Origin of the sequence: Empedobacter sp. UBA1574, assembly GCF_002322895.1 — a bacterium.
GTDB classification, from domain to species: domain Bacteria; phylum Bacteroidota; class Bacteroidia; order Flavobacteriales; family Weeksellaceae; genus Empedobacter; species Empedobacter falsenii_B.
The window spans coordinates 12,146-36,993 of sequence record NZ_DCOI01000027.1 but is presented as its reverse complement, the minus strand read 5'-3'; the positions used below and the strand labels follow the sequence as shown (position 1 = coordinate 36,993).

The following is a 24,848-nucleotide window of genomic DNA, read 5'->3' as shown; positions in this document are numbered from 1 at the left end:
GAAAACTACAATGAAAAAGATTAAAATTTCAACATATATTTTAGCTGCGGCATTGGCTTTCTCTGTTTCTTCATGTCATGATGATTTAGATTTAATGCCAAATGATCCAGATACTTATACACAATTTGATGTATTCAAAGATGTTGCTACTGCAAAATCTGCTTTAGCAAAAGTATATTCTTCTTTAGCACTTACTGGACAAAAAGGTCCAGCGGGAAGTGGAGATATTCAAGGTATTGACGAAGGTGCTTCTCAATATACTCGTTTAATGTTCAACTTAAATGTATTAACAACAGACGAATCTATTGTTGGCTGGGGAGATCCAGGTTTACCAAACTTGCATGAGATTTCTTGGGGAGCAAGTAACAGTTTTGTTGAAGCGATGTATTATCGTTTAGCACAAACCGTTTCTTTCTCTAATTCATTTATTGCAAACGCTGAAGCTTTATCAAGCACAACTCCAGAAGTGAAAGAATATGTAGCTGAAGCGCGTTTCATTAGAGCATATGCTTATTATAGCTTAATGGATTTATATGCGAATGTTCCGTTAGTAACAGAAGTTTCTTCTGAATTACCGAAACAAAGCAATCGTAAAGAGATTTTCACTTTCGTTGAAAGCGAACTAAAAGCTATCGAAGCTGAATTAAAAGCTGGTCGTACAAACGAATACGGACGTGTAGACAAAGCAGCTGCCGAAGCATTATTATCTCGTTTATATCTAAATGCAGAAACTTGGATTGGTGAAGCAAAATATACAGAAGCCATCACTTATTCTAAATTGGCTATGCAAGCTGGATATACGCTTAACATAACTGATGGAAATAAAAATGGTTCTGCTTATGACGAATTATTTTTAGCTGATAACAATACGAATGGCGCGCAGAACGAAGCTATTTTCGTTTTAAATTTTGACGGAAATAATTCTCGTACATATGGAGGTTCTACTTTCTTAGTAAAAGCTGCAATTGGTGGAAAAATGACAGCTGCTGATTATGGTGTAAATGGTGGATGGGGAGGTCCTCGTTCTACAAAAGCATTGGTGAATCAATTTACAGATGCTGTAACAACGAAAGACAGTAACGGAAATCCAACTGCATGGAAAGATAAACGTGCGATGTTCTTTACAGATGGACAAACATTTGAAATTAACAACATAGGTACATTTGGAGAAGGTTATGCTGTTTACAAATGGTCAAATAAACGTTCAGACGGAAAAAGTGCAAACGACGCAACAGGAGAATATGTTGACACAGATGTTCCTATAATTCGTTTAGCAGAAGTTTATTTAAACTATGCCGAAGCTGTTTTACGTGGAGGAACTGGTGGTGATCGTGCAACTGCATTGAGCTTAATCAACGAATTAAGAACTCGTGCATACGGAAATACATCAGGTAATATTACTGACGGACAATTAAACTTAGATTTCATTTTAGCAGAAAGATCAAGAGAGTTGTACTGGGAAGGAACGCGTAGAACGGATTTAATTCGTTTCAGTAGATATACAAATAATTACAATTGGCCTTGGAAAGGAGGCGTTCAAAACGGAACTTCTGTAGATGCTACAAAAGCTATCTTCCCAATTCCAAACAATATTATTGTCATTAATCCAAACTTAACTCAAAACCCAGGTTATTAAGATGAAAAATTTTATAAAATATATTTCGTTAGCTTGTGCGAGTATTTTTGCCTTAAGCGCATGTAACGATGATGAAGATATCATCAAATTAGATCCCTCAAATTTTGTTGCACCGAAAGTAGAAACACCTGCTTCATCAACAATTGAATTATTAGAAGAAAATGCTGCAAATACAGCAATGACATTTAATTGGAGTGCCGCAAATTATGGAACAAATACTCCTCCTAAATATGAATTACAAATTGATGTAAAAGGAGATAATTTTGAAAATCATCAAGTTCTTACTTCAACTTCAACATTAACAGCTGATGTTACCGTAAAAGAATTGAATTTAGCAGTTATTGCTTTAGGATTAGAACCTTTTAAAGAAGGAGAAATAGAATATCGTATTGTCTCTACAGTTGGTACTCCTGGTTCTCAACAGTTAATTTCTAATGTCAATATATTAAAAATAACGCCATATCCAACAGATTTATCTACAAATTGGGGTGTTGTTGGTTCTGCTACTCCTAACGGTTGGGACGGGCCAGATGTTCAATTTTGGAAAACTGATGTTACAAATGTATTTGTAGCGTATACAGATTTAAAAGCTGGTGAAATCAAATTCCGTCAAGACAACAAATGGGAGTTAGATTATGGTGGATCTAATGGAAAACTTGAAAAAGGAGGTAAAAACATCGCAGTAGATGCCGGTACTTACAAGATAACTATGGACTTAACAAATCTAACTTATAAATTAGATAATTATTCTTGGGGATTAGTAGGTGACGCTACAGCAAACGGATGGGATGGTCCAGACCAAAAATTGTCTTATGATGGTACTTTAGATGCTTGGACTATTACTACAACATTAAAAGATGGAGAATTTAAATTCCGTTTAAATAATGATTGGGGAACAAATTTTGGTGGTACAAGTAATGCAGGAGAATTAACAGACAAAGACGGTACTAACATCAAAATAAAAGCTGGGAAATATAAAATCACAGCTAATTTCAACAAGAAAACTTATACAGTAGAAGCTCAATAAAATTTTTTCTCATCAACAAATAATTTTTTAAAAGCCATTAAAATTCAATTACGTTTTTTAATGGCTTTTTTCTAAAACTACACAAAACATGAAAAACATTCTATCTATTTTAATGCTTTTAATGGTAATATCTTTTACCAAAGCACAAATTACAACAACTCCTTCACCACCCGAAGCAAACCAAGCAGTTGTAATAAACTTCGATAAAACAGGAACAGGTCTTGCCAATTATTCAGGAGATATTTATGCGCATACAGGCGTAACTATTGATGGAAAACAATGGGAAAATATAATTGAAAGTTGGGGAAATAATACCACTCAACCCAAATTAACTTTCGTTTCTGGATCAACCTACAAATTAGAAATCCCTACATCTATTTATCAATTCTATGGAGTTGATACTTCTAAAAATATTACAGCAATAGATGTTGTTTTTAGAAGTGCAGATGGAAAACAACAAACTACGGATCTTTCTATTTCGGTAGGTTCTTTCAAAGTTACTTTAACTAATCCGCTCGAAAATTCAATTACAAATGTTTCTTCAGGATCAAGTTTTAACATCAAAGCGATAGCTACAAAATCTGCTAATTGGACATTATCTGCTAACGGAACTCAAATTGATGCATTAAATAATTCAACTTCTTTTGATAAAAATTATACCATTTTACAAAATCAGAATTATACATTAAATGCAACTTTTAATGGTCAAACAATAAGCAAATCTTTTACAATTAATATCAAACCAACGGTTAAAGATGTAGCCATTCCATCTAATTTACATGAAGGAATTAATTATTTGAATAATGATTTTACAAAAGCATATTTGGTTTTATACGCTCCACAAAAAGAGTTCATTCATGTAATCGGAAGTTTCAATAATTGGCAACTTTCTGATCAATATGTGATGAATCGAGATACAACTAACAAGGATTTATATTGGATTGAATTATCTAATCTTAAAGCAAGTGAAATCTATACGTTTCAATATCGAACAAGTGATGGAATCAAAACTGCAGATCCTTATTCGACTTTAGTTTTATCGCCTTATGATGATCCGTATATTACCGCAGCAACTTACCCAAATATGCCTGTATATCCTACTGGACAACAATTTGAAGTTTCGGTTTTACAAACAAATCAAGCAAAATACAATTGGAAAGTTTCAAATTTCAATCGCCCAAATAAAGAGAATTTGATGATTTACGAATTATTAATTCGTGATTTCAATTCGACAAAAACATGGCAATCTTTAATTGATGATTTTGATTATTTCAAAAAATTAAACATCAACGCAATCGAAGTTATGCCCGTAATGGAGTTTGAAGGAAATATTTCTTGGGGTTATAATACAGCTTATCATCTTGCTTTGGATAAAGCTTATGGACCAGCAGATAAAATGAAAGAGTTCATCGATTTGTGTCATCAAAATGGAATTTCAATCATTTTAGATGTTGCTTTAAATCATGTTTATGGTCGATCTCCGTTGGTTAGAATGTGGATGAATGATCCCGACAATGATGGTTTTGGAGAACCAACTACTACAAATCCTTATGTTAATCAAACCTCAAAACATAGTTACAATGTTGGATACGATTTAAATCATCAATTAACACCAACTCAAAATTATGTACAACGTACATTAAAACATTGGATTGAAGAGTTCAAAATTGATGGATTTAGATGGGATTTAACAAAAGGATTTACACAAAATTGTACACCTTCTGATGAAACTTGTACAAACGGATATCAGGCTGATCGTGTAGCAATTTTAAAAAAATATGCAGATATGCAATGGACAATTGATCCGAATTCCTACATCATTTTTGAACATTTAGGAAATAATGGTTCAGCACAAGAGGAAACAGAATGGGCGAATTATCGCATTAACGAAGGTAAAGGAATTATGCTTTGGGGTAAAGCGACTAATAATTTTAATCAAAATACAATGGGATATGCTTCGGATAGTAACTTTGATTGGTTGAAGCATACTGTAAAAGGTTTTACGAAAAAACATTTGGTTGCCTACGCAGAAAGTCATGATGAAGAAAGAATGATGTACAAGAATTTACAATATGGTGCATCATCAGGAACTTATAATGTAAAAGATTTAAAAACTTCTTTAGAAAGACAAAAAGCTTTAGGTGCCGTTCTATTTACGATTCCTGGTCCTAAAATGTTGTGGCAATTTGGAGAATTAGGATATGATTATTCGATCAATCATTGCGAAGATGGAACAAATAATGACGGATGTCGCACCAATCCAAAACCTATTCCAAGCGAAATTGGTTACTTAACAAATGCCGATAGAAAATCTGTTTATGAAGTTTGGTCAAAAATTATTGGTCTTAAATTAAACAACAAAGTTTTCGAAACTGATAATTATACAATTACATCTGGAGATTTAAAACCGCGTATTCAGATTACAAATAATTTATTATCGTCGTCTGATTTATATGAGGTAATTGTTATTGCAAACTTCACAACAAGCACTCAAGCAATTGCGCCACTTTTTCCATTTACAGGAAATTGGTACAATTTGATGGACGAAACAACGCTGAATGTCACCAATACAAATTCATCATTTACAGTTAATCTAAATCCAGGTGAATTTAGAATTTTCGGGAATGCAAAAGCAAATTTATCAACAGATAATATTGAGGTTAATTCAGAAAAAATCTCTGTAACTCCAAATCCAGTTTCTTCCTCTTTTTCATTAAATATTAATTCAGAAAAAGTAAAAATTTATGATTTATCAGGAAAGTTGGTCAAAGAATTTTCAGGAAAATTTTCAGCAATACATCAATTTAACATCAAAGAATTACCAAAAGGTATTTACATTCTTGACATTGAAGCTAAAAATCGAAAATCGTCGGCGAAACTGATTAAAAATTAATTTTAAAAAAAGCCATTAAAATTCGTTTTGATGGCTTTTCATTTTCACAAATCGTTGAAAAATCAATAACTTGTCGGTTAATTTACACCATGACAAAAAAGAAAAATTCTACTTGCCATTTTTTCCTTCGCTTATACGCTGGGATTTGCCCAAACCAACAAACAAGTTTTATTTACAATCAAAAATCAATCGGATGTCAAATGTTATCGCATTCAGAGTATCATTACATCAGCAAAAGGAATATTGATTGCGGCAATCGACGAGCGTGTTCCAAATTGTGGCGATTTACTTTACAATCCTAATATCAATATTGTGATTAGGAAAAGTGATGACAAGGGAAAAACATGGTCAGCAATCAAGCGAGTTATCGATTTTCCAGATCAAGAATCTGCTTCTGATGTATCGATGGTTTTGAATGAAAAGACAAAAGAAATTTATCTTTTTTACAATTACATGAATCAAAAAAATTGCGAAAAATGAATTTCGATTACATTTTGTAAAAAGTGCTGACAATGGAGAAACGTGGTCAAAACCTGTTGATATTACAGACCAAATTACGCCAACGGAATGGAAAAAAGATTTTAAATTCATTACTTCTGGTCGTGGCGCATACACAAAAGAAGGTTGGATTTTGAATACATTGGTTCGATTGAAAGACGGTGTTTACGTATTCGGAAGTAAAGATCATGGAAAAACGTGGGAACGAATTTCGAGTGTTGCAGATAAAGCAGACGAAACAAATATTGTACAACTTCCGAACAAAGATTGGATGTTAAATGCGCGCGTTCAAAATGCTGGTTTCCGTAAAATATTTATCTCAAAAGATCAAGGAAAAACGTGGGTTTCTAAAATGGAAGAACAATTAATTGATCCAATTTGTAATGCATCGACATTAGTTTTAGGAAAAAATATTGTGTTTAGTAATTTGCATGATTCAAAAGATCGTCAAAATCTGGGATTGAAAGTAAGTAAAGATCAAGCGAAAACATGGAATTTTATCAAAACTATTGAACCAAATTCTTCGGCTTATTCCGTTTTAACGAATATATCAAAAAATAAAGTTGGTATTTTTTATGAAGCTGATGATTACCAAGATATGTTTTTTGAAGTAGTTGATTTAAAATAAATTCAATCATAAAAATATAAAAAAACCTCATCAAATGATGAGGTTTTTTGTTGCTTAAAAATTAAGCTTAATATTATATTTTTCGTAGAAATTCTCGATGTGAGCAACTGCTTCTTCTGCTGTATCAACCAAACGGAAAAGATCCAAATCTTTCTCAGAAATATAACCTTCTCTCAAAACTGTTTCTTTGATCCAATCAATTAAACCTGACCAATATTCAGTTCCAACTAACACAATTGGGAAACGTCCTGTTTTCTTCGTTTGTACCAATGTCATCGACTCAAATAATTCGTCTAACGTCCCAAAACCTCCTGGCATTCCGATAAATCCTTGTGAATATTTCACAAACATTACTTTTCGTGCAAAGAAATAATCGAAATTAATTTCATATTCACGGTCGATATATTTGTTCAAGTCTGTTTCGAAAGGCAATGTAATTCCCAATCCAACAGAAGTTCCTCCACCCTTTTGCGCTCCTTTGTTTGCAGCTTCCATAATTGCCGGACCTCCACCAGTAATTACACCAAAACCTATTTGCGTTAATCGATACGCAATGTCCTCTGCTAATGCATAATATGGATGATCTGGAGAAGTACGTGCCGAACCAAAAATAGACACGCAAGGTCCTATTTTAGACATTACTTCGTAACCATTTACAAACTCTGCCATAATCTTGAACAACGCCCAAGAATCATTTATTCTAATCTCATTCCAATCTTTTGGTCGAAACGGAGATTGTATTCTATCGTCTTCTTTTTCTTTATCTGTCATAGTATCTTAAATAAAAAAACCGCAACAAAAATGCTACGGTTCAATATACAAATTTATTGTTTCTTCATGATTAATCTCTACTCATAAAAATTCTCGAAATATACCAAAACAATAACATTAATGAAGCAAATAACGACAATGCCGCTGCAACATACTGTTGTGTTCCGAACTCATATTTTAATTGGTGAGTGTTGTACAAAATTGCTCCACCAGCTAAGGCGCACATTCCAACTGAGAACCATAATCCTAGATCGAACCCGAATAACATCCCTGCAATAATCAATCCAATTGCTAAGAAAAATCCTATAGTTAATGCTCCTCGTAAAATAGAGAAATCTGCTTTTGTTAAAAATACAATAGCTGACAATCCTACAAATAATCCGCCTGTTACTACAGCTGCTTGTTTTATCACATAAGTTCCGCCATAATACAATGTGATGTAAAGCATTGGTACAAAAATTAAAGCTTCTGCAACTATATATAAAAAGTAGCCTAAATATTGTTTAGATTTTGAAATCGATCCGTACGCCATTTTTTGAGCAACCCATGTAATTCCCATGAAACCTGCTAATAAAATAAGCCAAAGATATCCAGAAGTTAAACTCAACATGAAGCTTACTAATGCTTCTGATTTTAACATCAAAGATTCGATTAAAACAAATACCAAAACTCCTCCAGCAACGTGTCCGTAAGTATGTTTATAGAAATTTGCCCTTTCTACGCTCGTTGCCTCTGCAACCAATTGGTTTTGTTGATATACGTGTTGATTTTCCATATTCGTAATTTTTATAGGTTTTTCAAATTCAATTTATAAGGCTAAAATACTAATTTTAAATTATTTCTTAGCTCACTATTTTTTGGGAGTTTTTTACTGATTTTATCCAATCGATTAATCCGATAAATGATAAAATCAATAAGACAATATATTGCACAGAAGTGATAACTGCTCCTTTGTAAATCATTAATGGAATCATGATTAAATCGCCGATAATCCAGAAATACCAGTTATCAATTTTTCGTCTCGCCATCATCCACATTCCAATCAAAAAGATAGCGGTCGTCGAAGCGTCTACAAAATCAATTTTGGAATAATGTAATTTACATTGGTTTATAAAACTGAAATCAAAACCATTTTGAATAACTGGACGAAAATAATAAATCGTCAAAATAAAGATAAAACTCAACGCGAAAAGTAAAGTTGCGTACAGATATTCTTTCTTCGTTGCCCACGAAACATCGACATGTTTATGATCTGCTTCGAGATTTTTTTGCCACAAAATCCAACCATAAATCGCCATTGAAGTATAGTAAACATTAATAATTGTTTCACCATATAATCCCCAATTAAAAAATAAATAAATGAAAATAAATGTTGAAATAATTGTAGTTGGATAAACCCAAATATTGCGTTTGTAGGTACAATAAACTGAAATAATTCCGAAAAAAGTTGCTATCGTTTCGAGCAAGATATTCAACGTAGAATAGGTTTTGTAAGGCGCAAGGATATAATCAATAAAATCGTTCATTCTTAAGTTGTGAGTTGTGAGTTGTGAGTTGTGAGTTGTGAGTTGTGAGTTAAAAATAATTCATTCTAAATCAAAAATCTAAATTCGTAATTCTAATTTTAAACTTCGACTTATTCATAATCCAACACCCAAACCAAATAATATTCACCAATCATTTTATAGAATGCATGATATTTTCGAGATTTTACATCATCCGAAATCCAACAAATAAATTGTTTATTTTCTATTAATTCAAATTCTTCTGCACGATAATGATTCAGAAAATTCCAAAGATTTCCACCATTCAATTTGTACAAACCTTCTTTCATTCCCCAAATTACATGCAAATATTCAGTTTCATGTTCTTGAGGTATCCAAGCTATTTCATCTGGACGGGCAAATTTATGTTTGATGTTCAAAATTTTTCTTGGTCGAGACAATTCAATATCTATCCCAATATTATATTCGCTCACGCCAACAGAAACTAATCCATAGGAATGTGTGATGGAAATTTCTTTATTTGTAGGTAAAAAAGGTTTTCCTCTTTCGTCATAATTTACATCATAATCCAAGTCCAATTTCTTTAGACAAGCGCGCAAACCAAGATATTCTCTGGCCTGTTTAGGTCGAAGATTATTATATTTTTCTATTCTATAGTCCTCTAAATGAAGATATTCTAATAATTCTTCATTCGATTCTGTTACATTCCACGTAATAATGCGGGTATGTTTAAAATCGTTAATATAATCGATAACGGGCATTTTATTAATCGAAATTTGTTTGTAAATTTGTTCCTTATAAACTTAAAAAAAAAGTTAGTTAAATATATCAATTGATGGATACAAAAACGCAATACATTCCATACAAAGTTAAAGATATTTCTTTAGCTGAGTGGGGAAGAAAGGAAATTACGTTGGCTGAGGCAGAAATGCCTGGGTTGATGGCTATCCGTGAAGAGTACAAAGCTGCTCAACCTTTGAAAGGTGCTCGCATTGCAGGTTGTCTACACATGACAATCCAAACTGCAGTATTAATCGAAACGTTGGTTGCTTTAGGAGCTGATGTTACATGGTCGTCATGTAATATTTTCTCTACACAAGATCACGCTGCTGCTGCAATAGCTGCTGCTGGGATTCCTGTGTATGCTTGGAAAGGGATGAACGAAGAGGAATTCGATTGGTGTATCGAGCAAACATTATTCTTCGGAGAAGATCGTAAACCATTAAACATGATTTTGGATGATGGTGGAGACTTAACGAATATGGTGATTGATCGTTACCCAGAATTGGTTGCTGAGATCAAAGGATTATCAGAAGAAACAACTACGGGTGTACACCGTCTTTACGAAAGAATGGAGAAAGGTACATTGCCTATGCCTGCAATTAACGTAAATGACTCTGTAACAAAATCTAAATTCGACAACAAATACGGATGTCGTGAATCTGCAGTAGATGCTATCAAACGTGCTACTGACTTGATGATCGCTGGTAAACGTGTTGTAGTTTGTGGATTTGGTGATGTTGGGAAAGGTACAGCGGCTTCTTTCCGCGGTGCTGGAGCAATTGTTACAGTAACAGAAATCGACCCTATTTGTGCTTTACAAGCATCTATGGAAGGTTACGAAGTAAAAAAATTAGATACAGTGGTTGCAAACGCTGATATCGTAATTACGACTACTGGTAACTTTGGAATTGTACGTGCAGAGCATTTCGAGAAAATGAAAGACAAAGTAGTTGTGTGTAACATTGGTCACTTCGATAACGAAATCGATATGGCTTGGTTAAACGGAAACTACGGAAACACGAAAGAAGAAATTAAACCACAAGTTGACAAATACAACATCAACGGAAATGACATCATCATTTTGGCTGAAGGACGTTTAGTTAACTTAGGTTGTGCAACAGGACACCCTTCTTTTGTGATGTCAAACTCTTTCTCTAACCAAACTTTAGCTCAAATCGAATTGTGGACAAATTCATCAGCTTACAAAAATGAAGTATATACTTTACCTAAGCATTTAGATGAAAAAGTTGCAGAATTGCATTTAGCTAAATTAGGAGTAGAATTAGAAGTTTTATCTCAAGAACAAGCAGAATACATTGGTGTAACGGTTGAAGGACCATTTAAACCAGAATATTATAGATATTAATTAATTTTAATTCAAAATTTTTATTTGAAAAAAGAAAAAAGCACTTAACTATATGCCCTCGCCCTGAACAAGCGAGGGCTTTTTTGTTAGTCATTTTCTACGCCAGAAATTGATTCAAGTTCATTATTCAATTTATTTAGCTCTTCCTTTGTTGTATATTTTTTAGGAATATTTTTCTTAAATTAAATGTCGCTTCTTTTTTATTTTTTATGATTGATTTTGAACATTTAAAATTTGTTAATCTTATTCTTCAAACTAATAAACTAATGCTTAATCATTTTTAAAATATTATCTTTAAATCACTATTGAATAATTTTATTACTGATTATGATTAAAAAATGTTTACAACTTGGATTCGTTTTAATTGGTTTTTCTTCACTTTTTGCACAAACTGAAAAACCTTCAGAAATATTCTGGAAAAATCTCGAAAAACATTGCGGTAAAGCTTACGAAGGCAAATTGCCCGAACATATTACGCGCGATGATTTTGCAGGTAAAAAATTAACCATGCATGTAAAAAGTTGTTCTACAAACGAAATTAAAATTCCGTTCAATGTTGGTGATAATTATTCGAGAACGTGGATTTTGACTAAAAAAGATGGAATCATCACGCTAAAACACGATCATCGTTACAAAAATGGAACTTCGGAAACAATTACATTTTATGGAGGAACAAATACAAATTATGGTTTCAAAGATTTTCAGATGTTTCCTGCCGATCAAGAAACTGCAACGTTAATAGATTATGCTTCGACAAATATTTGGTGGATTACCTTAGATGATAAAACGTTTAGTTACAATTTGCAAAAAGCTGGTTCTAAAACACCATTCCATGTCTATTTTGACTTGACAAAAGAAATTGAAACTCCGCCAGCACCTTGGGGGTGGGGAACACCACGATAATAAAAGAGCTGAAAAGCTCTTTTATCTTTTTATCAATAAATCAGCGTTTACAGATGGTTTTGCTCCCAAAGGATTTTTCTCAAAACCTCCATTTGTCGTTAAGTTTCTTGTAAATCCATTCGACAAAATAACACCACTTAAACAAACAAATTCATCAACCAATCTTTTTGTTATCAAAACACTTATATAAAATTCATCATTATAACTAATATTATCATCGGTTAAATCAAGTTTGTACGATTGATTTACAATATCACTTGGAGAAATCTCAATATTATTCTTTTCAAAAAATACATTATCAACAGGAGTATTTTTAGACGATTTATATAGTTTTAAATTTAATTTAAAACTTTCTTCTTTTGGAGGATATGAAAAATTAAAATTAATCGCTTTTACAATAAAATCTTTCTTAGGAGCATTCACCTGAATAAAACTTTCTATGATCGGTTTATTCCATTTTACACTATCTTTTATTGTAGAAAATTGAAGGCAAATACTTTTAGATTTTGTTTCTGGACCAACACGTTTCAAGCGAAATTTGCTTTTATCATACAAAATCGTTTCGTGTAATTCTATCGTATCTTTTTTATAATCTTGCGCATTTGCAAACGTTATAAAACATAAAAAAAAGAAGTAAATTTTTGTCATCTATTGGTTTTAAAATCATTTATCAATTTTATAAAATATAGATGTTCAAAATTCATAAAGGTTACACAATAACATGTTAAAGTTTCAATTTGGATATTAAGAATAATTTTATTATCACATCATTTTTTTGCATAATTTTAATAAAAACTGAAATTTGAATGAAAATTAGATTATTACTTTCAATAATTTTTGTGTTTACTTTTTTACAAATTCATGCACAAAAAAAGGAACTTTCTTTGTCTGAAAATGTAAATAAAGAAACTATCTCATTTCAATTTATCAAGAATTTAGTTGTTGTTCCAATTACATTTAATGGTCATCAAATGAATTTCATTGTAGATTCTGGACTTAAAGAAACTATTTTATTCAGCCAATATGACAAAACAATCAACAAAAACAATCTTCGCCAAATTAATTTAAAAGGTCTAGGAAAAGATAATGCTGATACAAAAGGATTTTTTTCATCAAAAAATCAAATCGTTTTAGGTCAAAATTATTCTTCAAACAATATGGATATTATCGTGATACAAGACGAGAATTTCAACCTCTTTTCTCGGTTAGGAATTGATGTTCATGGAATAATTGGTTCTGAATTTTTTAAAAACTATCCAATTCAAGTAGATTATGCAAAAAGAAAAATCACCATTTATAAATCTATTCTTGAAGTTAAAAAATTAAAGAAATTTCAATCAAATCCATTAGAAATAAGTCCAGAAATAAAACCTTTTACAACTGTTGATTTTACGCATCAAACAACTTACACAAATCAAAAAATGTTGATAGACATTGGAAATAGTGATGGTTTGTGGCTTTTCGAAAATCAAATTGAGAATTTAGCACCTTTACAACATGTATTTTCGGATGAATTGGGCAAAGGTTTTAATGGTTCTATTAATGGCAAACGTGGAGTTATAGATGCCGTAAACTTAGATAAATATAAACTTAATCAACCTTTAATTGCTATTCCAGACATCGAATCGATCCAATATCTTAACTTAAAAAATAATCGAAAAGGTTCTATCGGCAATGAAATTTTGAGAAGATTTACAATTATTTTAGATTATAAAAATCAGTTGTTTTATTATAAACCGAATCGAAATTTCAAAGATGCTTTCCACTACAATAGAAGCGGATTAACGATAATTCACGATCAATTTGAGTGAAAAAAAACATCGGTTAGAATGACATTCAACACAAACGATGTTGATAAAGACAATGGTACTACAACACAAAAGATGAATTACCAATTTGAAATGAAACCTGTTTATAAAATAGAAGCGGTTCGTAAAAAATCGAATGCAGATTTAGTAGGTTTGAAAGCAAATGATATACTTACAAAATTGGATGGAAAACAAGTGAATAAAATGAGTTTAAATGATATCGAAAAATTCATGATTAAAAATGAATTTCAGCAAATTTCTGTAGAAATTCTCCGAAATAATGTTCCAATGAAATTTAAGTTTGTACTTGATATTCCATATTAAAAAAAGAGTAACTTTTGGTTACTCTTCTAATTGATGTAATATATTTTCTAATTCTACCAGATTCTTTTTATAATAAGTAGAAATCCACCATTTTAATAATAAAACGCAAATTAAAACATAGAAAAATAGTGTAAGAAAAATATAAAGATAAAACTGAAATTTGTATTCAAATTGCAACGAGTTTGGATGCTGGATATACGAAATACCAATAACCATCAACACTAAAATAGAAATCAAGTACGAATAAATACTGTAAATATCAATCGCAGATTTGTAATTATAATAAAACCAATTGATGTTCTTTAGCGAATTATATTCCAAATGATAAGATCGTTTATAAAACTTGAAAATATAAATAAACGGTACCAAAAAAGACAACGAAATACACAACAATGTCCACCAAATTGTTGGCGTATTTGCATCAAATAAGAAAGGAAAAGCATATAAAAACAATAATCCTAATGATTGAAAATAAAATTCTTGTTTCAATGTTTTTCTTACTTTATCAATAATGGTATTTGCTTCTTGATTAAGTTCAAGATTTGGATCAATTTTCACTTCATCTGAAGATTGATTGTCCCATTGTTTTTGTAATTCATCAAAATTCATAACCGTATTTTTTTATGATGATTTGTATTTTTTCTTTCGTTCTGTTCAATTTCACACGTGCATTTACTTCCGAAATTCCCAAGTTGATACTAATTTCCTTGTGATTTTGCCCTTCCAAAAACAGAAAAATCAATGCTTTCTCTACTTTATTTAATTCATGAACTGCTTTGTAAAACAATTCGAGTTGCGTTTCTTTTTCACCAGAATCCACCTCATCTACTTGATCAATATTTTCTAAAAAAGTATGACGATCTGCTTTTCTCTTTTCTTTTCTAAAATAAGTTAACGCCGTATTCAACGAAACGCGGTACATCCATGTCGAAAATTGAGACTTACCTTCGAAACGATCAAAAGATTTCCATAACTGCAAAACAATCTCTTGTATCAAATCATTTTGATCTTCAGAATTATCCATATACATCATAGCGATTTTGTGTAAAATCCCTTTGTGCTGATCGATTAATTCTAAAAAAAGAGTTTGTTTAGCTTCCAAAATCGTTACTTTATTTTTTTCAACGCAACTTGTTCATCATCGATAAATAAAATACAATTGACTCCGAAAAATTCTTGCAAAATATTTACTTTGATATTTAACTTTTCATCTTTAGAATTTTTCAAATGCCCCGTTAAAATTGGCGCAGAAAAATAGTTAATTTGATAATCTTGTAATTTGTCATTTACAAAAAGTTTTTCGCCAGAAAACCAATTATTCTCGATTCTGATAACATTATTTTCAACTGTTGCTTCCCAAATAGATTTCATCGTTTAATTATTTTAGTGTTTACTAGTAAGTAGAAAAAAAATAAAAACGTTACAAACTTTTTTGAAAAATATTTAGAATAGAGAAAGAATTAATGCAGAAATGTATAAGCCAAAACCGAAAATAAAATGTGTGAGTAAACTGCGAAAACGCATTACATTTGGCGATGGAAGTTTGGAAGATGCAAGTCCGAGCCCAAATGCTGGTTGCATAATAAAAAAAGGTGCTACAATTGTAAACAATCCTACAAATAAAGCGGGAAAAACGGTCGGATGATTTAACCATTCTACCCCAAAAATCACGACTAATAAAATAGAAAATGTAATTCCGATTAAGTAATGCGCCAACCAACCGATAAAAATTTCATTTTGAATTGGTTTTGAATCAAATATTTTATCATGTGTAAACTTTCCATTTGCAAAATGTCCAATCCAACGTCCTACAAATCTATAATCCAAAGATTTAATATTGAATAATTTCAAAATAAAAGCCCAAATATCCATCACAATTGTTGCACCAACGCCAACCAATATTGTTTTTATAATTATCTCCATCGTTTATTTTTTTAATAAAGATAGATTATTTCTTAATTAATGCAACTTAATCGCATTAATATATTTCAAAATATTTCCTTAAAATTTCATTTCTAACCAAATCGGTAAACTGAATTCTTCTAATAAATGAGCCAATTGAAATTCTTTGTAGTTTTCTTTCGTTATCCACGCCATTTCTTCTATCTCAGAAGCGATTTTAAGCGTTTCTAATGATTTTAATTTAACATGAAATACATTTGCATAAACTTCGGTATTAACTTCATTAACGGCAATAGAAGTGTGTTGCCCTAAAAATGAAACATCGTGCTGTAGAATATCAACATTAATCTCTTCTAAAAATTCGCGTCGAAGTGTGGTTAATAATTCTTCATCTTGTTCTCGTTTTCCACCAACCATCTGAAAAAATTTCGATTTCTTTTTTCGGACAGCTAACATTCTACCCGTTTCATCTGTAACCAAGGCGTTCACCAAATAAATATGATTCATTGTTATGCGTTATGCGTTATGCAAAAATAAAAAGTTTGGAGCAAAAAAAAGCCTCACAATAAGTGAAGCTTATAAAAGTTGGCGATCCGGACGGGACTCGAACCCGCGACCACTTGCGTGACAGGCAAGTATTCTAACCAACTGAACTACCGGATCAGTCTGTTTTTTTATTTATAATTTTCGATCGCACTAAAATAGAAAAAGAAATAGATGCGATCCGGACGGGACTCGAACCCGCGACCACTTGCGTGACAGGCAAGTATTCTAACCAACTGAACTACCGGATCAGAAAATTATAAATTGATATATTTTTTATGAATTTTTATAAAAAATTGCGATCCGGACGGGACTCGAACCCGCGACCACTTGCGTGACAGGCAAGTATTCTAACCAACTGAACTACCGGATCAGAAATTATAAAAAATATATTGTGTAAAAGAACGAACTTTTTGCGATCCGGACGGGACTCGAACCCGCGACCACTTGCGTGACAGGCAAGTATTCTAACCAACTGAACTACCGGATCAAAATCTGTATCGATTTCGGATTGCAAATATAGGCGGTTTTCTGATAAAACCTAAACTTTTTTCAAAAAAAATCTCGGAAATTTTGCATCCGAGATTCTTTTATTTCAAAATCAGCGATTTAATTTATTATAAAATCGCGTTTAATTTTTCTACTAATTGCTCTTTTGGAACAACTCCAACAACTTTGTCTACTACTTCTCCGTCTTTGAAGAATAAAATTGTAGGAATGTTGCGAATTCCATATTTTGCTGCAACTTCTTGGTTTGTGTCTACATCAACTTTACCAATAACTGCTTTTCCTTGATATTCTGTAGCAAGCTCTTCCACAACTGGACCAACCATTCTACAAGGACCACACCAAACAGCCCAAAAATCAACCATTGCTGGTTTTCCTGACTCTATAATATCTGATGCAAATGATGCGTCTGTTACTTCTAATGCCATAATCTTATATTTTTTTTATCTAATCTTAAGTTTACAAATCTACATAAAATTTTATTCTTGAAAAATTTCGTTCATATTATCTATCAATTATTCAATAGATGAAACGAATAATTAATTCAGTTTGAATGTAATTTCCTGCAATTCATCTAATTCTTTCAACAAATCTCGACAAATGTTAATTTTGATTTTACTTGCTGGTAAATCTAAATTATTCAAATAATCTTTTGGATCAATTAATTGAATTTTTAATAATTTATCTCCTTGATATTTGAACATAATATCTGATAATTTGCTAAATGTTTCTTCCGAAAATTCTGGAACTTCAATCTTCACCGTCATTTTTTCGGCTTGTTTTTCAACAATTTCATTCAACAACAAAATATTTGTGATGTTTTTATACACACGACCTTGCGTTACATTTCCTTCTTTGTCTTTGAATTCTTTTTTCGAGATATTCAATTTCAAATTCAAGAACATATTTTCCTGCATAAAGTGTCTATATTTCATATAATCGCTACCAAAAACCATGATATCCATCGAATCGGTGTAATCACTAAACGTAAAAATACCAAATTCGTTTCCATTTTTGGCAATTCTATGTTGAATATTTGACATCATTCCACAAATTGAAACTTCTTTGTTGACAAAATTATCTTCATTCGCATTGATATCAGAAATACTACAATTTGAAGCCATTTTCAACTCATGTTTGAAATCATCCAAAGGATGCGAAGAAATATAAATTCCAACAACTTCTTTCTCTTTCGACAAACGTTGTAACATATTCCATTTCTCACAATCTGGCAACATCGGAACCACATCTTCTACAACAGAATCACCACCAAAATCGCCAAATAAAGAGGTTTGAGCAGAGTTTTTTTGCTCTTGAAAATTTGCTCCGTATTTGATTAGTTTTTCCAAATTAGTTGTCGTATTTTCGATATAAAAATAACGTCCACGATGAAATTCAAACGAATCAAAACCTCCAGCTAAAACTAAGTTTTCGATTGTTTTTTTGTTCACTGTTCGCAATTCGACACGTTTAACAAAGTCGTATATATCTTTGAACGGACCATTTGCTTCACGTTCAGAAATTATCGAGTTTACTGCGGCTTGCCCAACACCTTTTACAGCTCCCATTCCAAAACGAATCTCGTAATTTTCGTTTACATTAAATTTTGTAATGGATTCGTTGATATCTGGTCCAAGAACCGCCAATCCCATTCGCTTACACTCTTCCATAAAGAAGGTCACTTGCTTGATATCATTCATATTATTTGAAAGAACAGCCGCCATATATTCTGCTGGATAATGTGCTTTCAGATAAGCTGTTTGATACGCTACCCATGCATAACACGTCGAGTGCGATTTATTGAAGGCATAGGATGCAAAGGCTTCCCAGTCTGTCCAAACTTTTTCTAAAATCTTAGGATCATGCCCTTTTTCTGAAGCTTGCGCAACAAATTTTGGTTTCATTTTATCCAAGACAGCTTTTTGCTTTTTCCCCATTGCTTTACGCAAAACGTCGGCATCACCTTTCGAGAAACCTGCTAATTTTTGCGAAAGCAACATTACTTGCTCCTGATAAACCGTAATTCCGTAGGTTTCTGATAAATATTCTTCCATCGCATCCAAATCGTACTGAATTGGTTCTTCACCATTTTTACGGCGAACAAACGACGGAATATATTCGATAGGCCCAGGACGATAAAGGGCATTCATGGCAATTAAATCCGCGAAAACTGTCGGACGTAAATCCTTCATGTATTTTTGCATTCCGGGTGACTCGTATTGGAAAACCCCAACCGTTTCGCCACGCTGGAAAAGCTCATATGTTTTTTCGTCGTCAATCGGAATTTCATCCGGATTGATTTCGATTCCTGTTCTCGCTTTTACTAATTTGATGGTATCTTTAATCAAGGTTAAGGTTTTCAACCCCAAAAAGTCCATCTTCAATAATCCGGCACTTTCTGCAACCGAGTTATCAAACTGCGTTACATATAAATCTGAATCTTTAGCTGTTGTTACAGGTACGAAATTCGTAATATCATCTGGCGTAATAATTACCCCACACGCGTGAATTCCCGTGTTACGAACAGAACCTTCTAAGATTTTTGCTTGCTGAATAGTTTCCGCAGCTAAATCGTCTCCATTCGATAAACGTTTTAATTCGCTTACAGCATCAAACTCTTCTGGTTTTAAGGCTCCTTTTAATGCAGCTTCATCTAAATTGAAGATTTTAGATAACTTCATATTCGGAATCAAACCTGCAACACGGTTCGCATCAAACAATGGTAAATCCAATACACGCGCCGTATCTTTAATCGAAGATTTCGCCGCCATTGTACCATAAGTGATGATTTGCGCTACTTGATTTGCTCCATATTTATCAATCACATAATCCATTACCAACGATCGACCTTCGTCATCAAAGTCGATATCGATATCGGGCATAGATACACGATCAGGATTTAGGAATCGCTCAAAAAGTAAATCGTACTGAATTGGATCTAAATTGGTAATCCATAAACAATAAGCAACTGCTGATCCTGCCGCCGAACCACGACCTGGACCAACCGATACGCCCATTTTACGCGCCGCAGCAATAAAATCTTGTACAATCAAGAAATAACCAGGATAACCTGTTTTTTCAATTGTGGCTAATTCGAAATCCAAACGTTCTTTAATTTCGTCTGTCAATTCTGGATAACGAATTTTTGCACCTTCGTAGGTTAAATGTTTTAAATAAGCATTCTCACCTCTTTTCCCTCCATCTTCATCATCTTCTGCGTGATGAAATTCTTCGGGAATATCAAATTTTGGAAGTAATACATCTCGATAAAGCGTGTATTCTTCTATTTTATCAACAATTTCTTGAATATTAATAATTGCTTCGGGAATGTCTTGAAACAATTGTTTCATTTCTGCTTCCGACTTAAAATAATATTCTTGATTTGGCAAACCAAAACGGAATCCACGACCACGACCAATTGGCGTTGATTGTTTTTCTGCATCGCGCACACACAACAAAATATCGTGTGCATTCGAATCGTCTTGATTGATATAATACGTATTATTTGTCGCAACAACTTTTACATTGTGTTTACGCGCAAACGCAAGCAAAGTCTGATTAACACGATCTTCATCTTCTTGTCCGTGGCGCATCAATTCGATGTAAAAATCATCACCAAACTGCTCTTTCCACCAAAGTAAAGCTTCTTCGGCTTGCTTTTCACCAAGATTCAAAATTTTGTTTGGAACTTCACCTTGTAAGTTTCCAGACAAAACAATTAAATCTTCTTTATATTCTTCAATAATCGCTTTATCAATTCGAGGCACGTAGTAAAACCCATCAGTATAAGCCTTCGATGCCATTTTTGCTAAATGATGATAACCATTTTTGTTCTTTGCAAAAATTACAATTTGATAGCCATTATCCTTTTTTGTTTTGTCTAAATGATTTTCACAAACAAAGAATTCGGAACCAATAATAGGTTTTAAGATAACTTCCGTTGGTTCTGCTCCGTCAGCAATTAACTCTTCATTCTTTACTTTTGCAGCTTTATTATGATTTTGTACTTCTGCATTAAAATGAAAAGCTCCCATCATATTTCCATGATCGGTAATTGCAACTGCAGTCATTTTATTTTTTGCCGCAGCACTCACCAAATCGTTTACAGAAATAGTCGATTGAAGAATTGAAAATTGTGTGTGATTATGTAAATGTGCAAATTTTGCTTTCTCGAATTGTGCTAAAACTTCTTCCGAAATATCAATAACCTCATCTCCTCCATCTTCTTTGGCTTTAATTTTCGCAATTTCTTGTGAAGCTTTTTTAAGATTTACGTGATTTAGTCCAACTGGCTGAATATTTGTTTCATTAATTGCATTAAATCGAACAAAATATTCATCTTCAACTTCTAACTCGTTTTTTGTAAAAATACCTTTACGAATCAACTCGAAAAAACAACGCGTAGTTGCCTCCACATCGGCAGTTGCGTTATGCGCTTCGCCAAACGGAACACCAAAAAGATATTGATGCAATTCCGTTAACGTTGGTAATTTGTAACGACCTCCACGACCTCCAGGAAGTTTCAATAACTCAGCAGTCACCTCGGTACAGGTATCCAAAACAGGTTTTTCGGCTAAATTATTTTCATAATTCAGACGATAAAATTCGGCTCCCATAATGTTAATATCGAAACCTAAATTTTGTCCAACAATAAATTTAGCTTTACCTAAAGCTTCGTTGAATTTATCTAAAACTTCTTTTAATGGAACACCTTTTTCGGTTGCTAAATCAGTTGAAATTCCGTGAATACGTTCAGAATCATACGGAATATCAAAACCATCTGGACGCACCAAATAATCTTGATGTTCAATAATTTGCCCCATTTCATCGTGCAATTGCCAAGCGATTTGTATACAACGCGGCCAGTTGTCGGAGTCAGAAATCGGCGCATTCCAATCTTTCGGAAGACCAGTTGTCTCTGTATCGTATATTAAGTACATTGAGTTTTCGTTTGAATCTGTAAATTTACGAAATCTTAGCAGAAGATTTTCTTAAGATAAGTTAAGAATAATTATCTATTTTAGATGTTCAAATCAACGAAAATGAAAAATATTTTCATCATTAATGGAAGCACAAGCGAAAATTCATCTAATCAAAAAATCATAGAAAATTTTATTTCTTCTACATCTCAATATTTCAAATGTACTGTTTTTGATGAATTAAAAACTCTTCCTCATTTTGATCCAGAACGTTCTATCGAAAATACGCCGCAAGAAATACTTGGTTTTAGAACTGAAATAGAAAAAGCTGATGGAATAATTATTTGTACGCCCGAATATATTTTTAGTATTCCGAGTGGATTAAAAAATGTATTAGAATGGTGCGTTTCTACAACTATTTTTGATGGAAAACCTTTAGGAATTATCACTGCGTCTGCAAATGGAGAAAAAGGACATGAAGAATTGCAATTGATAATGAAAACGTTGATGACAAACTTCAATAATGAAACAACTTTACTCATTCAAGGTGTTAAAGGAAAAGTAAATTCGGAAGGAAAAATTATTGATAAAGTAACTTTACAACAATTGGAAGAGTTCATCGTAGCTTATAACCAACTATTAACCTAAAATATGTTTTACGTTTATACTATTGCAATACCACTTTTGATTATTTTGACTTTTTATTTCGTTGAACGAAAAATATTCAAAATAAATAACCTTCTCATTTTAGTTTTTTTATTCTGGCTTTACTTGATTAGCTTATTTTTTTTACAATATTTTAAAATTTTAAATGATTTTTGGAGTTTATACTCCATTTTACTCTTCTTACTTCCAATCACTATTATTGTATTAATTATAAAAATTGTAATGATTATTCTAAATAATTTTAAAAAATAAATGAAACAAAAACTAATCTATATACTTTATTGGTCAGCAATATTTACGGTTTCAATATCAATGTTTGTGTATGGAATTGTAAAACCTACTCAATTCACAAATATGGATAACAGCATTAATAATCATCTTTCTGAAGGTCATCGATTGATGTGGAATTTTTATAGTTTTACCAAAGGGTATCCAATAATCATCGGAATTTTTGAAGTGATTGGTGCAATCACATTACTTTTTAGAAGGACAAGAATTTTTGCATGCTTGTTATTAACTACAATTTTAATCAATATTATTCTACAAGATTATTTCTATGAAATTGTTGCGCTAAATTCTTCTATTTTTTATCAAGTTTTAGTCTTTGTTATCTTAATTATTGACAAAGAAAGAGTGATTGAAATTTTTTCGAAACTATTTGAATTAAAAACTAAACTAAAACCAAACTGGATTCTAATCATTATAAGTTTTATACTTGCAATTGGCTTTAAATTTATTGAAACAAAAGTTTTATAACCAAAAAAGATGAACTTAATTCAGTTCATCTTTTTCTAAAATTTCTTCCGACTCAAAACTCATTTTAAGTTTGATGAGTTCATCTTTTATATTTTCTAATCGCTTCACAACATCTATTTCATCTGTTGTTGTCGCAATTCCTTTTTTACCAATCGCTTGTTTTGCACCTTCTAACGTATAGCCTTTTATTTTTACCAAATAATAGATATTCTTGAAACAATCAATATCATTTTTGGTAAATAATCGATTTCCTTTTTTGTTCTTTTTGGGTTGAATAATTTCAAATTCTTTCTCCCAAAATCGAATCAACGATGCATTTACATCAAAGGCTTTGGCGACTTCGCCAATCGAGTAATATAGTTTATCAGGCAGGTCTACGTTCATTATCAGCGTTTAATCCAAAGATAATGACAATTTTTTAGAGTTTTGATAAATTTTAATGAAATCGTCTGGATCTACATCATTGTAGAAATACATAATTGGATCTACAGGTTCTCCATTCTTGTGAATTTCGTAATGCAAATGCGCTCCTGTCGACAATCCAGTCGTCCCAACATAACCAATTACATCGCCTCTTTTCACTTTTTGTCCACTACGAACTTTCGCACGAGACATGTGAGCATACAAACTTTCGTAACCATTTCCGTGTTTCAAGACCACCATATTTCCGTAACCCGAATTAAATTCAGAAACTTTTACAGAACCATCTCCAGTTGCATAAATTGGTGTTCCTGTAGAAGCTGCAAAATCTAAACCTTTGTGCATTTTATTCACTTTCAAAATTGGGTGAAAACGAGATCCATAACCAGAAGCTAATCTACTTACATATTTATCTGCAACAGGTTTTAGAACTGGCATTGATGATAAATTGGCATCTTTTACACCAGCAGAACGAAATACTTCGTCCAACGATTTTGATTCAATTTCGATTTTATCAATCAATTTTTCGATATCTTCTGCTGTATAATTATCAATTTCTTTGTTTACAGAATCGATATTTTCATTGACACGCATATCATAAATTGTACGATAAATATTGCGATCTTTTTCTTCGATTTCTGTCAAAGCCTCTTCAACTTCTTTGAATTTTTTATGTAATTGCTGATTTTCATTTTCCATTCTTTCCAACTCAGCCAATAATTTGCTTTTGTCGTCTTTGAATTTCCCTGCTCTCGATGCGTATTCAGAATCATTAAAATGATAACCAATCATTCCAGCAGATATTGTCGATAGACATAAAAATAGTAATACGTATAATGCTGTTTTAGGAGTTTTTTGGACTCTTTTCTTCGCCCAACTCATTAAAAATTTCACAGAATTATACTTATAGTTTTTATTTTCCATTACTTAACCAACCTTTTATTATCTTTGTAAAACGTTTGCAAAGTAACGAATATTGTACGAGTAAACTTG

At 32.2% G+C, this 24,848-nt stretch carries 25 protein-coding genes and 4 tRNA genes; 11 read left to right on the top strand and 18 right to left on the bottom strand.

What is annotated here, in order from left to right:
• Positions 1 to 10: 10 nt before the first annotated feature.
• From B3578_RS07830 to B3578_RS07810, 5 genes are all read left to right on the top strand, one after another.
• On the top strand, positions 11 to 1,636 hold the full coding sequence (locus B3578_RS07830) for a RagB/SusD family nutrient uptake outer membrane protein (protein ID WP_038331160.1): 1,626 nt from the start codon (positions 11 to 13) through the stop codon (positions 1,634 to 1,636).
• A 1-nt stretch (position 1,637) separates the two neighbouring features.
• Positions 1,638 to 2,663: a SusE domain-containing protein gene (locus B3578_RS07825; RefSeq protein ID WP_125349454.1), complete on the top strand. Its 1,026-nt coding sequence runs from the start codon at positions 1,638 to 1,640 to the stop codon at positions 2,661 to 2,663.
• Positions 2,664 to 2,751: 88 nt separating this feature from the next.
• The gene (locus B3578_RS07820) at positions 2,752 to 5,556 is read left to right on the top strand and encodes an alpha-amylase family glycosyl hydrolase (protein WP_188319574.1); all 2,805 of its coding nucleotides are present in this window, start codon (positions 2,752 to 2,754) and stop codon (positions 5,554 to 5,556) included.
• A 243-nt stretch (positions 5,557 to 5,799) separates the two neighbouring features.
• Positions 5,800 to 6,036 carry a sialidase family protein gene (locus tag B3578_RS07815; protein ID WP_257468011.1) on the top strand — a complete coding sequence of 79 codons (237 nt, stop codon included), beginning with the start codon at positions 5,800 to 5,802 and terminating at the stop codon, positions 6,034 to 6,036.
• Positions 6,014 to 6,682, top strand: coding sequence for a sialidase family protein (locus tag B3578_RS07810; RefSeq protein WP_349676201.1), 669 nt, complete (start codon positions 6,014 to 6,016; stop codon positions 6,680 to 6,682). The genes B3578_RS07815 and B3578_RS07810 overlap by 23 nt, the downstream gene beginning before the upstream one ends.
• A 54-nt stretch (positions 6,683 to 6,736) precedes the next feature.
• Here B3578_RS07810 and B3578_RS07805 read toward each other — a convergent pair whose 3' ends face one another.
• The 4 genes from B3578_RS07805 to B3578_RS07790 form a co-directional block, all read right to left on the bottom strand.
• On the bottom strand, positions 6,737 to 7,453 hold the full coding sequence (locus tag B3578_RS07805) for a TIGR00730 family Rossman fold protein (protein ID WP_219033784.1): 717 nt from the start codon (positions 7,451 to 7,453) through the stop codon (positions 6,737 to 6,739).
• 70 nt (positions 7,454 to 7,523) lie between these two features.
• Positions 7,524 to 8,228, bottom strand: a complete 705-nt coding sequence (locus B3578_RS07800; RefSeq protein ID WP_291047699.1) for a Bax inhibitor-1/YccA family protein — start codon at positions 8,226 to 8,228, stop codon at positions 7,524 to 7,526.
• 67 nt (positions 8,229 to 8,295) lie between these two features.
• Entirely contained in the window at positions 8,296 to 8,979 is a 684-nt protein-coding gene (gene pnuC, locus B3578_RS07795) for a nicotinamide riboside transporter PnuC (protein WP_291047696.1), read from the bottom strand.
• 110 nt (positions 8,980 to 9,089) lie between these two features.
• Positions 9,090 to 9,719 carry a 4'-phosphopantetheinyl transferase family protein gene (locus B3578_RS07790; protein ID WP_038331028.1) on the bottom strand — a complete coding sequence of 210 codons (630 nt, stop codon included), beginning with the start codon at positions 9,717 to 9,719 and terminating at the stop codon, positions 9,090 to 9,092.
• 74 nt (positions 9,720 to 9,793) lie between these two features.
• Between B3578_RS07790 and ahcY the strand changes: the two genes are divergently transcribed.
• Both ahcY and B3578_RS07780 read left to right on the top strand, forming a co-directional pair.
• Positions 9,794 to 11,107 carry an adenosylhomocysteinase gene (ahcY, locus tag B3578_RS07785; RefSeq protein ID WP_038331025.1) on the top strand — a complete coding sequence of 438 codons (1,314 nt, stop codon included), beginning with the start codon at positions 9,794 to 9,796 and terminating at the stop codon, positions 11,105 to 11,107.
• A 327-nt stretch (positions 11,108 to 11,434) separates the two neighbouring features.
• The gene (locus tag B3578_RS07780; protein WP_291047693.1) at positions 11,435 to 12,010 is read left to right on the top strand and encodes a hypothetical protein; all 576 of its coding nucleotides are present in this window, start codon (positions 11,435 to 11,437) and stop codon (positions 12,008 to 12,010) included.
• Between the two features lie 21 nt (positions 12,011 to 12,031).
• On the opposite strand, the gene B3578_RS07775 is transcribed toward B3578_RS07780, so the two are convergent.
• Entirely contained in the window at positions 12,032 to 12,658 is a 627-nt protein-coding gene (locus B3578_RS07775; RefSeq protein ID WP_291047691.1) for a hypothetical protein, read from the bottom strand.
• A 158-nt stretch (positions 12,659 to 12,816) separates the two neighbouring features.
• On the opposite strand from B3578_RS07775, the gene B3578_RS07770 reads away from it, so the two are divergent.
• Entirely contained in the window at positions 12,817 to 13,821 is a 1,005-nt protein-coding gene (locus tag B3578_RS07770) for an aspartyl protease family protein (protein WP_291047689.1), read from the top strand.
• A gap of 18 nt (positions 13,822 to 13,839) precedes the next feature.
• Complete coding sequence (locus tag B3578_RS07765; RefSeq protein WP_291047687.1) at positions 13,840 to 14,142, top strand: PDZ domain-containing protein; 303 nt, start codon at positions 13,840 to 13,842, stop codon at positions 14,140 to 14,142.
• 18 nt (positions 14,143 to 14,160) lie between these two features.
• Here B3578_RS07765 and B3578_RS07760 read toward each other — a convergent pair whose 3' ends face one another.
• From B3578_RS07760 to dnaE, 11 genes are all read right to left on the bottom strand, one after another.
• The gene (locus B3578_RS07760) at positions 14,161 to 14,751 is read right to left on the bottom strand and encodes a hypothetical protein (protein ID WP_291047685.1); all 591 of its coding nucleotides are present in this window, start codon (positions 14,749 to 14,751) and stop codon (positions 14,161 to 14,163) included.
• Positions 14,741 to 15,172, bottom strand: a complete 432-nt coding sequence (locus tag B3578_RS07755; RefSeq protein WP_409410629.1) for an RNA polymerase sigma factor — start codon at positions 15,170 to 15,172, stop codon at positions 14,741 to 14,743. The genes B3578_RS07760 and B3578_RS07755 overlap by 11 nt, the downstream gene beginning before the upstream one ends.
• A 77-nt stretch (positions 15,173 to 15,249) precedes the next feature.
• Positions 15,250 to 15,513 (bottom strand): hypothetical protein, encoded by a 264-nt coding sequence (locus B3578_RS07750; RefSeq protein WP_291047683.1) that lies wholly within the window; start codon positions 15,511 to 15,513, stop codon positions 15,250 to 15,252.
• 72 nt (positions 15,514 to 15,585) lie between these two features.
• Complete coding sequence (locus B3578_RS07745; RefSeq protein ID WP_291047682.1) at positions 15,586 to 16,065, bottom strand: DUF2938 domain-containing protein; 480 nt, start codon at positions 16,063 to 16,065, stop codon at positions 15,586 to 15,588.
• A 78-nt stretch (positions 16,066 to 16,143) separates the two neighbouring features.
• Positions 16,144 to 16,551, bottom strand: coding sequence for an NUDIX hydrolase (locus B3578_RS07740; protein WP_291047681.1), 408 nt, complete (start codon positions 16,549 to 16,551; stop codon positions 16,144 to 16,146).
• A 79-nt stretch (positions 16,552 to 16,630) separates the two neighbouring features.
• Positions 16,631 to 16,707 (bottom strand) — tRNA-Asp (locus B3578_RS07735).
• 57 nt (positions 16,708 to 16,764) lie between these two features.
• A tRNA-Asp gene (locus B3578_RS07730) sits at positions 16,765 to 16,838 on the bottom strand.
• Between the two features lie 48 nt (positions 16,839 to 16,886).
• A tRNA-Asp gene (locus B3578_RS07725) sits at positions 16,887 to 16,960 on the bottom strand.
• Positions 16,961 to 17,003: 43 nt separating this feature from the next.
• Positions 17,004 to 17,077 (bottom strand) — tRNA-Asp (locus B3578_RS07720).
• A gap of 127 nt (positions 17,078 to 17,204) precedes the next feature.
• On the bottom strand, positions 17,205 to 17,522 hold the full coding sequence (gene trxA, locus B3578_RS07715) for a thioredoxin (RefSeq protein ID WP_038331009.1): 318 nt from the start codon (positions 17,520 to 17,522) through the stop codon (positions 17,205 to 17,207).
• A 111-nt stretch (positions 17,523 to 17,633) separates the two neighbouring features.
• A complete protein-coding gene (gene dnaE / locus B3578_RS07710; RefSeq protein WP_291047679.1) occupies positions 17,634 to 22,034 on the bottom strand; it encodes a DNA polymerase III subunit alpha in 4,401 nt (1,466 codons plus the stop codon).
• Positions 22,035 to 22,136: 102 nt separating this feature from the next.
• Between dnaE and B3578_RS07705 the strand changes: the two genes are divergently transcribed.
• Both B3578_RS07705 and B3578_RS07700 read left to right on the top strand, forming a co-directional pair.
• Positions 22,137 to 22,661, top strand: a complete 525-nt coding sequence (locus tag B3578_RS07705) for an NADPH-dependent FMN reductase (protein ID WP_115001941.1) — start codon at positions 22,137 to 22,139, stop codon at positions 22,659 to 22,661.
• 270 nt (positions 22,662 to 22,931) lie between these two features.
• Positions 22,932 to 23,435, top strand: coding sequence for a hypothetical protein (locus B3578_RS07700; RefSeq protein WP_038331001.1), 504 nt, complete (start codon positions 22,932 to 22,934; stop codon positions 23,433 to 23,435).
• A 15-nt stretch (positions 23,436 to 23,450) separates the two neighbouring features.
• On the opposite strand, the gene B3578_RS07695 is transcribed toward B3578_RS07700, so the two are convergent.
• Positions 23,451 to 23,819 carry a MerR family transcriptional regulator gene (locus B3578_RS07695; RefSeq protein WP_038331000.1) on the bottom strand — a complete coding sequence of 123 codons (369 nt, stop codon included), beginning with the start codon at positions 23,817 to 23,819 and terminating at the stop codon, positions 23,451 to 23,453.
• 9 nt (positions 23,820 to 23,828) lie between these two features.
• Positions 23,829 to 24,779: a M23 family metallopeptidase gene (locus B3578_RS07690; RefSeq protein ID WP_038330999.1), complete on the bottom strand. Its 951-nt coding sequence runs from the start codon at positions 24,777 to 24,779 to the stop codon at positions 23,829 to 23,831.
• Between the last annotated feature and the right edge of the window lie 69 nt (positions 24,780 to 24,848).